This window comes from Gelidibacter maritimus (assembly GCF_014062315.1).
In the GTDB taxonomy this organism is placed as follows: Bacteria; Bacteroidota; Bacteroidia; order Flavobacteriales; family Flavobacteriaceae; genus Gelidibacter; species Gelidibacter maritimus.
Map to the genome: position 1 here is coordinate 232,925 of NZ_JACGLT010000007.1, position 11,697 is coordinate 244,621.

7 protein-coding genes are annotated in these 11,697 nt (G+C 40.1%); 2 read left to right on the plus strand and 5 right to left on the minus strand.

Features of this window, described 5'->3' with window-relative positions:
• Positions 1–6: 6 nt before the first annotated feature.
• From H3Z82_RS10970 to H3Z82_RS10985, 4 genes are all read right to left on the minus strand, one after another.
• A complete protein-coding gene (locus H3Z82_RS10970) occupies positions 7–2,199 on the minus strand; it encodes a beta-N-acetylglucosaminidase (protein ID WP_182205545.1) in 2,193 nt (730 codons plus the stop codon).
• An 86-nt stretch (positions 2,200–2,285) separates the two neighbouring features.
• Positions 2,286–4,061, minus strand: coding sequence for a DUF4091 domain-containing protein (locus tag H3Z82_RS10975; protein ID WP_182205546.1), 1,776 nt, complete (start codon positions 4,059–4,061; stop codon positions 2,286–2,288).
• Positions 4,062–4,412: 351 nt separating this feature from the next.
• Complete coding sequence (locus H3Z82_RS10980; RefSeq protein ID WP_182205547.1) at positions 4,413–6,053, minus strand: beta-N-acetylhexosaminidase; 1,641 nt, start codon at positions 6,051–6,053, stop codon at positions 4,413–4,415.
• A 166-nt stretch (positions 6,054–6,219) separates the two neighbouring features.
• On the minus strand, positions 6,220–7,176 hold the full coding sequence (locus H3Z82_RS10985) for a M20/M25/M40 family metallo-hydrolase (RefSeq protein WP_182205548.1): 957 nt from the start codon (positions 7,174–7,176) through the stop codon (positions 6,220–6,222).
• Positions 7,177–7,445: 269 nt separating this feature from the next.
• On the opposite strand from H3Z82_RS10985, the gene H3Z82_RS10990 reads away from it, so the two are divergent.
• A complete protein-coding gene (locus H3Z82_RS10990; protein ID WP_182205549.1) occupies positions 7,446–10,061 on the plus strand; it encodes a sodium:solute symporter family transporter in 2,616 nt (871 codons plus the stop codon).
• 53 nt (positions 10,062–10,114) lie between these two features.
• On the opposite strand, the gene H3Z82_RS10995 is transcribed toward H3Z82_RS10990, so the two are convergent.
• Positions 10,115–10,900, minus strand: coding sequence for an Fpg/Nei family DNA glycosylase (locus H3Z82_RS10995; RefSeq protein WP_182205550.1), 786 nt, complete (start codon positions 10,898–10,900; stop codon positions 10,115–10,117).
• Between the two features lie 334 nt (positions 10,901–11,234).
• Between H3Z82_RS10995 and H3Z82_RS11000 the strand changes: the two genes are divergently transcribed.
• On the plus strand, positions 11,235–11,697 hold a 463-nt coding region (locus tag H3Z82_RS11000), incomplete at its 3' end, for a transposase (protein WP_317172446.1).

Below are 11,697 nucleotides of genomic sequence, written 5' to 3' on the forward strand. Positions count from 1 at the left end.
AAAAATTTACTTCAATGCTACAGTAAAATGTTCGAGTTTAGTTTCTTCTATTCCCGCTGAGGTGTTAATGATTCGTATAAACTTAACCTCACTGTTGACAGAAGCTTTTACTACGTCCTCTTTAACTTCTGTTTTCAGAGAAGTCCACTCTGTGCCATTACTGGAAACCTCAAGTGTTAAATGCTCGTAAACTTTAGCTGGTGCCAATTTGTAAGCAATTTTGTGTGCATGGGTGTCGTCAAGAAGCTCAAATCCAATATATTCATGTGGCGCAATACTAATTACTTCCAATGGCGGATTCAATGCCAATGTTCTATCTCTTAAAGTGATCGGCTGATTTTTTAACTGCTCAATATTTGTAAATAATAGATGTGGATTATAATTGGCATCCACTTCCAGATGTTTATCAAAAGCTTGGTTATAGGCTTTTGTCAAATATAGAAACCCTTTATCAATTAGCGGTGAAACCACTAAAGTGCCAGTTTTAATTCCGGGTTGGTAGGGGTTCTGGTTTTCGGTACGGTCTATCGCATACATTTTCGCTTTTATAGCTTTGAGTGCTTGATAACTTCTTTCAAAAGCGTCCGTTTGTTTATCTTGTAATGCGGTGTACATATTCAACATGGCAAGACCTGATTGTCCAAGGAGTTGGAACTGTTTTACCCAAGGGCGGATCTCATCCAAAAGCACCGGGTTATCTTTACTGTTCAATAAAATATAGGAGGCTTCAACCATCGCTTGGAATTCCTTTTGAACGGTTTCAAAATTTTCAATGTTTTGGTTGGCTTCAAGGTCTCTCAGAAATGCATCCGCTTTGGGTGCAAAGTTGACCGATTCATTACGTCTGTACTTATGGCCATTCGGGCCTAAATCGCTATTGTGACTTGCGAAAATTTCTAAGGCCTTATGGCTTTCGGGCATGACTACGTTTAAGGCTTTCAACCAGTTTTTTTCGGGTTGATATGCGGCCATGTTCCACGTATAATCGGCGACACCATAAATAGCGATTTTGGATGCCTCCGCGTGCTCCATTGGGTTGGCTACAAAACCAGAAACATCATCGGCTATATCTTTACCATTGCCGTAGGTGGGGCCTAAAAGCAGATGGTTTCTCACATAATCAGACACAGGGAAATTCCACCATATAAAAGCTTCTCGTTGAATTTTGGCATTGATCCAGTCCATCGTTTCCTGATCAATATCCGACACCACAGTATTGCCCGTCCACATAATTCTGATGGAAGGATCAAGTTCCTTTCCTAAGGTTTCTAAATAGCCACCGTCTGGTTTGGACCAGCCTTTATTGTATTCGGTTGGGCACATGATCAATGGCTTAACATCCTTTTTGACAGTTATAAATCTATTGTGCAAGAAATTCAATAGCTCTGCTTGTTGTGTGGGATTGGTGCCTTCACCAGAAATGTCATCAAAAAAAATAGCGTAGGAGCGAACGCCTAAATCGTACATGAGTTCAAATTTATGGAGTAAGGCATTCCGGTCGTCATTGTTCCATTTAATATCTTTCCTTGGATGAATTGCCCAGACGAAATCGACATGGTTCAGTTCTGCTCGATCGATCAGCTTTTTTAACTGGTCGGCTTCTTCGGATGGATAAGGTTTTCTCCAATTTGGAGAGCTGTGGTAAGGATCGTCTTTTGGGCCATATATATATGTGTTCAGCTTATTTTCCCCATAAAAATCAATTTGACGCATCCTGTGCTCAAAACTCCAAGGTGTGCCATAAAACCCTTCTACGACACCGCGTGCAACAACATCGGGATAATCAATAATTTCACCTTGTGGAAATTTGTCCGATGATAATAATGCCAATAGGGTTCTCACGCCATAATAGGTGCCACGCGCATCTCTACCAATTACTGTAATCTTTTTGTTACTACTATTAATAAAATAACCTTCTGCATGTTGAGGTACTTTTTTTAGAAATTTTCTATGAAACCGGTCATTAACATCGCCAACGGTTACCGTATAGCCCTTTCTGCCAATGATCTCTTCATCAAAAAAATTAGAAAGCAGGTTTTGTGTGGTTTTATCAACAGTTTTAATCTTTAACTTAAATTGTGTGGGCGTGTCTATATAATTAGAAATCACGCTCTGTTGGGGAGTTGGGTTAATGGCGAGGTCTTGAGCAATGCCAAAACAGGTCGTTAAAAAGAATAATCCAGAAAGTAAAAGCTTCATAATTTTAGTACTTGAAAGTTTTTGTGTTTTATTCACGTCAACATGGGTGTTTGTAGGGTTCTTTAATCTTTATCGGAACCTTGGGTTTATTTAAGTTTTTCTGCCAAAATATTCAATGTATTTTTTGCGTCATTGAGCATGGCTTCTAAGTTTTTCGGTTTTGAAGTGATGTTAAATTGGGCAACAACTTGGTCTAAATGATCAAGTTCATCCAACATTTTCCTATTGGTTAAATCCTCTCTCAGAATTCTGATTTTCTCAGCATCCTGAATGCCTTCACGTAATTTTTCAAATCGTATGGAACTTCTGTTTTCCGGATATACAATATACGTGTCTCCAGCGGGCCAGGTTATAAATCGTGAATCCTGCAAGGGGTGTTCCACCCAACTATTGTAGGACCAACGTAAAAAGCCATCAAAATCGGCCGCCATGGCGTACCAGCCTATAAGTGCTCCTTCTGCAGGAGGCGAAAATGTATAAGTGTTTGGGAATTCATGTGGACAGGCCAGATAAAAAGTGCTGATATAGCCGTTTTCTCGTCTTAGTTTTAAATCCTCCTCATCAACAGGATCACCGAACGCCACAGACATATCCTTGAGGTCATCTGGATAGAGTTTGTAGCTTTTATGGTTGTCAGCAAATGAAATTCCCAGTTCTGGTGCATGCTCGTTGAGTAGTTTGAGCATGGCGGTCATTTCTTCCGGTCCGCGTTCGTCCATGGCTATTAGGGTGATGTTGTTCCAGCCTTTTTTTTCCAAGTGCACTTTAAACTGATCTAAAAACGGTATCCATAAGTCCTCATACGCCTTGGTGCCAGGCGCAGCAGTAACTTTTACTTCTTTATTCTCTGCTTCATCAAAATAATAAAACTCATTGCCCCAAGGTACCATGGAGTAACAGCTAATTTGATTTTTTATCCCTAAATCCATCATCCTTTGTACCCACTGATCAAAAATGGAATAATCGTAAGTCCAAGTACCGTCGGTCTTTTTACGCCATTCAATCATTGATTCAAATTGATCAAAGGTTTGTCCACCCCAAGGTCTTTTGTTTAGTGATACTGTTATCACTTTTTGTCCAGCATCGGCAAGGCGTTTCATAATAGGTTTTAACAAATCCCAATGTGCTTCTGACCAAAGTTCAACATTGTGATAACGGGCAACGGCAAACGGATTTTGCCACAGATCAAGATGGAATTTCCAGTCGGTAGCCGCTGGTAGTGTCTGATCAATTACCTTTAGTGTGAAAGAAAATTGTTGGGTGTCTTGACCTTGTACATGAACGTCAAATGTGCTGGTATAGGTGCCAGGTTGAGCATCTGATGGTACATTCATGGTAAGCCAAATAGGTCGGGTTGTTTCGGACTTAAGAGCGTAAGAAGAAATAGGGTCTAAGGCGTCCGCCGCCAAGGAAGCATCAAAATCCTCAGGTTTTCTGTGTCCACAGCCTTCGCCAAACTCGTCAGTAATAACATACTTTACAAAATTGATTTTGGCAATAGATGAAGGTAAGCTCTTGCCATCCTCTGATTTAAAATCGGACATCTCAGTAGTCACCTTTGTAAGAGAGTCCTTGCTCCATAGTACGATCTGTGCAGAGATTCGCTCCCCTTTCCAAGCGGTTCCTGACCAGGTGGTTTTCTTTTCTAATTTCGGGATGTCACTTTTTACAAAACGCATATCCGTTGAGGTTACCGAAGCCTGTAATCCGTTGGAGACAGCTTCCCAATCCTGATCGGTGTTCGGCGAAGGGTCCTGAGGCTCTTCGTAGGTTTGCGCCACGGTAAAATCTTTGTTGACATTCTGACAACTGTAAGTCAATAGAATTAAAAAAACGAATAGGGATTTAAAGATTAGTTTCATTTTTATTTTCAAATTTATATTGGGATTTATTATTTAACATGGTAGTGATTTTTATCATGATCCGATAGCTGTCGGAAACTAAGATTGCGCAACGTGACCAACGGTTTTAAAATAATTATTTGATATGGCTTTGCGGTCTTTACCATTTTACTTTGTGTCTTTGCAGTTATAAAACTTTTGATTTTCCCACCGAAGGCTTTGATGCTTCGTGGATCTTTTCTTGTAGGAGTCACTAATGCTATCCATTTTAAAGTGCTATTTTTCGCGATTAACTTACTGCTTTGAAATGACTTAAAACCAGAAAATCTCCTGACCGTTCGCAGCTATAACGCAAGCGGGAAGCCTTCAGTTTTATTCCGCCTCAATGTCATCATAATCCTTAAAGTAATTGATGCCTAAATCATCCCAATGGTTTTGCATTTTTTTAAGGGCAACTTTAAAGCTGTCGTAATCTTTATTGTCCAGTTCTGTCCAGCCCACTTCAGCATAAGCCGCGATTCTTGGGAAAGTTTGGCGCTCTACATCGGCATTGGTCGGTGTCCATTCACTCCACATTTGACAGCCTGTACCGTAGATATTTTTGTGGTACTGTGCATCCAAACCTTCAGGAATAGGGTCAAAACTATAGGCCTTTTCTAAAGATATGGACTCATAGCTATAATCTAAATAGGTTCTGTTGTGCAGTGAATTTACAATGGCATAGCCGTTTTTCGCAGCTTCCGTCAACAAATCCAAATCGCCTTTCCAAAAATGAACAATGGCGTTTTTTGCCAGTTCTGTTTCTGCTTCCTTATCATCTTTCTTTTCCGCAAAATCGGCATGGATGTTTTTACCTAGGATTTCGTTCCAGCCCATCATGCGTCGGCCGTTTTCTTCAATATATTTAGAAATTTTATTGGTGAAATTGACTTGAAGGTCAGCAGGCGATTTAATGTCGTGTTCTCTCATGTATTTTTGAACCGAGGCCGATTTCTCCCAAACTTCATAACCCACTTCATCACCACCAATATGGATGACTTCGGATGGGAAAAGCACAAACAATTCGTCTAAAACGTCTTTGATAAAAGTGACAACTTCTGGTTTTGTGACATCATAATTGTCGTACAAACGTCCAAATTTCACTGGGACCTCAATAGCTTCGCCAGCAGTTCCCAACCAAGTGTATGCTGCTATGGCCGCACTAGAGTGGCCTGGCATTTCAAATTCCGGAACGATGGTAATGTTTCGGTCTGCTGCGTAGGCTACGATATCTTTAATTTGTTCCTGCGTATAAAATCCGCCGTGTGGCTCTCCCGAAGTTTTTCCACTATTCCAAGTTTCAATTTCACTATCGGCACGAAAGGCACCAACTTCTGTCAAGAGTGGGTATTTCTTAATCTCAATCCGCCATCCTGCATCGTCAATTAAATGCCAATGGAAGGTGTTCATTTTTAACAAGGCCATTTGGTCAAGCATTTGTTTTACAAACTCCTCGCCGTGAAAATAGCGGGACTCATCAAGCATATAGGCACGCCATTTAAATCGCGGACTATCTTTAATGCTAACTGATGGCACCAAATAAGTCTTGTCCTGCGAATCTTCTGAAGTCTCAATGGAGATCAATTGCTTCAAGGTTTGGACGCCATAAAAATATCCTGCGTCATCGTTGGCCAAGATGCTTATTTTTTTTGGTGATACAATTAACTGGTATGTTTCTGGCGCTAAATCCTCTTTTTGTTCAAAACTGATAGAGGCGCCGTAACTTTCAACTACTGAACTTTTAAATCCTGAAGTTTCTGAGAAATACGACTGGAGGTCATCTACAGCGGTTTTTTGTGCTTCAAGATTAGAGAAAATCTGCTGTCCATCCTGAATCGCAAAAGACCCTTCATTTAATTCTACAGACGATGGTTGTGGAAGAATTGCGATTTCAGATGCTGTAAAAGATCTGGTTTTTTCTGTGCAGTTGCTCAATGAAATAAATGCGATTAAAGAAAATAAAATAATTCTCATGGGTGGTTCAGCTATTAGATGGTAAATTTTGTTTATAAATCAATCTCAAAATATATAAATTTATTGGGAGGTATAGAAAACATTTCGACGGATGGCAGCTTCATTGAGCTGGACGTATCTTTATTTCGCAAACGATGTTAAAAAGGGTTCCAATTTTATGATGTAATTAGTTTTGTGGGATAAACCCCATTTTATAATCGGTGGTTGCGAATGTCATTAAAGCTTTGTAAATATAGTCGCTGACTTGCTTTTGCCCTGGAACGTTGATCAAATCGGCCGTATCTTCCGGGCGATGGTATTGCGGATGTGCACCTGTGTGGGCACCTAGAACAGATATATCTTTCTTAAAAAACGATACGTGGTCGGAGCCGCCCACCGATCCAGCATGGACAATCGGGGTCAGGTTTAGAGATTCACCTAAATTCTGCATATACTCGACACCTCCCGGGAAGGTCCCTGCGCCATTCATATACACATGTTTTTCAGAATTCATCCTGCCTACCATATCCATATTGATCATGAGTTTAATTTGTGATAGTGGAACTAACGGGTTGTCAACAAAGTATTGACTTCCCAATAACCCCTGTTCTTCAGCTCCAAACGCGATAAAAATGACACTGCGTTTTAACTCGGTTTTGTTGGCGGCCACTTTCTCGGCAATTTCCATCAGTGTGGCTGTACCACTGGCGTTGTCATCGGCACCGTAATGAATCGTATTTCTTTGGTCTGATTTTGAAGATGGCCCACCCATTCCTAAATGATCATAATGGGCTCCTAAAATAATATATTCGTTTTTTAGAATAGGATCATTACCTTCAAGATACCCTATAACATTACAAGTTTTTACGAGGGGCTTTTCAGGTTCGCCTTTATCAACACGTAAACGGGCTTTGAATTTTTGTTTGTAATTTTTATCCAAAGGACGAAGACCTTGTTTTTTAAAATCTTTAATGATGTATCTTACAACATCACGGCTGGCCTTGGTACCAGGAAAGCGACCAGCATTTTTTTCGGAAGCTAAAAATAGGATATGCTCTTTGATTTCATGTTCAGTAATCTCAACTTGTGAAAATGAAGCATGATAGCTTAAGATCAAAAATGAGAACAGAAGAAGTTTTTTCATAACAATGGTTAGTATCTAATAAATAATTTAAGCCCTGTTAGATAAGCGAGTTGTATAGGCTAATAGTTACGCTAATAAAGTGAACAAAGCAAATCCATAAATTAATATGTAATACATAATACAATTAATTCTATTTTATTATATTTAGCCATATTTTTTGGCAATATTGTTTAGATGCCATTTTAATGGGTAATATGACAAGCAAATTTGAGAGAAATTTAATTGGTATCCGAACAAAGCAGTAACATTTATACGTAAATTTTCCCAATATGAAGAGAATTCTAAAATCGGCACTTTTATTAGTTATCATTTTTACCTGGATACAATCGTTTGGTCAAGAAATTTCCAAATTGGAATTTACGGAACTACCCAATTTACCTGCCGAAAATACCGCCACGGCCTCTATTGGATATGCTGGAATGATGGGGGGCGGGCATAATGGTGTGTTATTAGCCGCTGGCGGCGCAAACTTCCCAGAGGGTCTGCCATGGGAAGGCGGTAAAAAAGTATGGACCGATGCCATTTTTATTTTTGAAAACGACCAATGGCGCTTATCTTCAAAGAAATTGCCAATGCCGTTGGGGTATTCGGCATCTGTATCAACTCCGCAGGGCGTTTTGTGTATTGGTGGTAATAATGAAAGTGATATAAGTGATCAGGTTTTCCTAATGGCTTATAATAGTGCCACGAAAGAGGTTGATATTACAAAATATCCAAATCTTCCGGAGCCTTTGGCGTTTTCTTCCGCCGTTCTATTTGAAGATGCTGTGTATGTAGTTGGAGGGAATAATGTTGAAGGCAGTACCAATTCGTTTTACAGGTTGTCATTAAAATCTGAGCAACAATGGGAAAAACTATCTGATTTTCCTGGTCATCCGAGAGCGCTTCATACCACAGCTGTTCAAGAGACGCAAACCACAAAAAAACTATTTGTCATTGGCGGTAGAAATGAAATAGTAGGGGAGAAGTCCAAAGCTTTAACCACCTATTTATCTTATGATTTTAAAAATAAAACTTGGGCAGAGGAGGGTGATCTTCTAATAAAAGGAGCTCCAAGAGTACTGATGGGTGCTTCGGCCGAAGTTATGGGCTCTATGCATATTATGGTTTACGGCGGTAGTGACGCCATACTTTTTGATGAATTGGAAACCATCGGTTTGGAATTGGCAGCACAACCAACCGACAGCATAAAAACCGAATTGACTTCCAGACGTGATGCTATTTTAAATAATCACCCTGGGTTTTCAAAGGATATATTGGCTTACAATACCATTACCAAAAAGTGGTTTGTATATGCCACTTTGCCTTCAGAAATACCGGTTACTACGCTTGCTTTTAAAGATAACAACGATTTTATAATCGTCTCGGGTGAGGTCTCTCCTGGCATTCGTACCTCGGGAGTGCAAAGCTTTAAAATTGCTGATGCCGCACATCCTTTTGGCGTGCTCAACTATAGCGTCCTTGCTTTGTATTTGATGATATCGGTTTTGATTGGGCTCTATTTTGCGCGTAAACAAAAATCCACCGAAGATTATTTTGTGGGTGGTGGACGGATTCCATGGTGGGCGTCTGGTTTAAGTGTGTTTGGAACGCTGTTAAGTGCCATCACCTTTATGGCCATTCCTGCCAAAGCTTTTGTAACTGATTGGTCTTTCTTTTTCCTGAATATAACTGCCATCCTCATCACCCCTGTCATTGCATTTGTATTCATTCCATTTTTCAATAAATTGAAAATAAAAACGGCCTATGAATATCTTGAGGACCGCTTTAATTATACCGCGCGCGCTTTTGGAAGTTTGTCTTTTATCTTATTTCAGTTAGGGCGCATCGGCATTGTATTGTTATTGCCGTCTTTGGCCATTTCTATTGTTACTGGAATTCCTGTGGAGACCAGTATTTTAATCATGGGCGTGCTGTGTATTTTCTATACCACATTTGGGGGGATTGAAGCAGTAATTTGGACCGATGTCATGCAGGTGATTGTCCTCTTGGGAGGTAGTGTCTTGGCGGTAGTTTGGATTATGCTGCATACAGAAACCTCCTTTGGTGAGATGATTAACTACGCGTCCGATCATGATAAGTTCAACATTGCCAATATGGATTTTAATTTCACGGAATCCACCTTTTGGGTGGTCTTTATCGGTGGTCTGGCTTCGGCGATGGTCACTCAGGGGACTGATCAAACCATTGTGCAAAGGTATTTGACCAGTTCCAGCGTCAAGGATTCGCAAAAAACATTATATACCAATGCGGTATTGACCTTACCGGCAACCATTATTTTCTTTGGAATTGGAACACTGCTATTTATATTCTATTCTGAAATGCCCAGCAAGCTCTCGCCAGCAATTTCTAATAATGATTCTATTTTCCCGTGGTATATTGTCAGGGAGTTGCCTATTGGTGTTTCCGGTTTGTTGGTAGCCGGAATTTTCTCCGCGGCCATGTCGAGTATCAGTAGCAGTTTGAATTCGGTTTCAACAGCTTATTGCAACGATTTCCATTTGCATTTCCGACCAAAAGTAAACGATCATAAATTATTAAGGATAGCACGAGGTGCCACGATGATTACGGGTGTTCTTGGTGTGCTTTTGGCACTATGGATGGCGAGCTCGGAAATCAAATCGCTTTGGGATCAATTTTACCGTTTCTTAGGACTGTTTACAGGAGGATTGGGTGGCATGTTTCTTTTGGGAATGCTTACCAAAAGAGCCAATGCTAAAGGCACATTAATGGGGCTGGTAGTTAGTGCGCTTTTAATCTGGTACATTAGCGTATTTACGGACATCAGCTTTTTAATGTATTCGTTTTTTGGAGTGGCTTCCTGTTTTGTGTTCGGGTATGTGTTTAGTTTGATGTTCCCTGATCGCAAAAAAGAAGAGGTTTAGTTCTTGTCCTGGTCTTTAATCTCAGGTAAATTAAAATGAGAATTGATACCTATTTATTTTAATATTTGCCATCTTGGAGAAAAATACGTGGATCTACCACCCACTTTTATTTTCTGGATTTCCGCGTCGGTATGAAAGCAAGTGGCGCCTTCTTTTCTATTATGGATTAAAAAATCTTCAGGAAAATCCGGGTGGTGGGCGTCGTTTTCAATCGCCACTTCTATGACGTGTTTCATGGCCTTAAAAATGGTTTCGATATCCTTTTCGGAAAGGTCTTGTACTTTTTGCTCTGGATGTATTTTAGATTGGTATAAGATATCATCCGCCATCCAATTGCCGACGCCAGCCGCCACACTTTGATCCATGAGTATTGCTTTGATGAACGTTTTCCGTTTGCCCAATGACACTTTGAAATCTTCTAAAGTGATGTCTCTTGCATCATCGCTGAGGTTGCGAGCTGCTTTGTAATCTTCAATGGAGTCTGTCAAGTCCCACCAACCAAATTTACGTTTGTTCTCAAAGGCAAAGTGGAAGCCATTGTCAAAAGTGAGCACAATATGTCCAAATTTTGGACGGTCATCTTTTTCTTTATAATAATTGGGGCGACCGGTCATGCCAAAATGGATCACAAGTATCTTCTTGCCCGAGGTTTTTATGAATAGATACTTTCCGATACGTTGTGTTTCAATCAGTTCTTCATGGATCAGATGCTTTTCGAAATCGGCAATGGGTGCCTTTAGCAATCGGATATCGCGACATTCAAATGCGGCAATATTTTTGTGTAAGGAGGTGCTGTCTATAAAAATTTTGTAACCTTCAACTTCTGGTAATTCTGGCATGCTCTTTTGTATTTGTGCCTAAATTAATTAAAATCTCTGCGATTATCTTTGAGAGTGCCTGTAAAGAATTGAAATTTGTTTGTAAACATGGACTTGCCAATTATTTTATAGCATATCCGCAATTAGTCCAAAAAAGTTGAGATTGCTCAATTAAAACCCGAATAGGCCTTGCTCCCCCATATAGTTTTCGGGACTGAAGAGTGACTTATTCTCATATTAATTAATCATTTAACCTGAGTTCGATTGATAATATTTGATTTTTTTGTATAAAAAAAGATAGATTTTTAGTAAATTAAAGTGTTGAAATTCAATTTTTTAATCTAAAAACCTATCCATGATAATCTATTCTAAAGTTACTGAAATTTTTTGTATCGTCGATGAATTTTGCAGGGAATATTCCGAAGTGGTCGACAGATCCCTTATCGGCAACAAGCCCAAACGCCCTCCCGTTATGTCCCAGAGCGAGATAATAACGATAGCGGTTATTTTTCAGTTGAGCGGTTTTAGGTGTTTCAAGCACTTTTATCTTTTCTACGTGAAGACCCATATGAAAGATGATTTTCCCGACACGGTCTCCTACAATAGGTTTACTGAGCTTATGCAACAGAACTTGATGGCCATGACGCTGTTCCTAAAGACCTGTTGCATGGGCGAATGCTCGGGCATCTCCTTTATCGACTCGACCCCGGTAAGGGTGTGCAAGAACAAGCGCATCCCCAACCATAGGGTCTTCAAGGGCATCGCCACTACGGGGCGTTCCACCATGGGCTGGTTCCACGGCTTCAAGCTGCACATCA